The organism is Paracoccus haematequi (assembly GCF_900631945.1).
GTDB classification, from domain to species: Bacteria; Pseudomonadota; Alphaproteobacteria; order Rhodobacterales; family Rhodobacteraceae; genus Paracoccus; species Paracoccus haematequi_A.
Genome location: NZ_UZWE01000106.1, coordinates 1 through 259, shown reverse-complemented (window position 1 = coordinate 259; position 259 = coordinate 1). Strand labels below are relative to the sequence as shown.

1 protein-coding gene is annotated in these 259 nt (G+C 74.1%); it reads right to left on the bottom strand.

The window, feature by feature from the left end; translation table 11 throughout:
• Positions 1-249, bottom strand: a 249-nt coding sequence (locus PARHAE_RS20895; RefSeq protein ID WP_164555354.1) for a hypothetical protein, incomplete at its 3' end; no start/stop codon positions are given.
• Between the last annotated feature and the right edge of the window lie 10 nt (positions 250-259).

Below are 259 nucleotides of genomic sequence, written 5' to 3'. Positions count from 1 at the left end.
GGCGATGGCGCGCAGCGGGTCGTCCGTCAGCGGGGTCGCCGGACGCGGGCGTTGCCCCCAGTCCGGCAGTTCCTCGATCTGGTCCTCGACCTCGTCGAGGCGGCCCTCGACCAGGGCCTGAAAGACCCCCTCGGACATCTCCGGCGCATCAGAGACCGGTGGACAGGGCGCCGCGTCGAGGCAGGCCGCGACCGTCAGGTAGTGGGGGAGCCAGGCGGGCTGGGCGGGCATGGCGGAGGGGCTGGGCATGGGCAGCTCC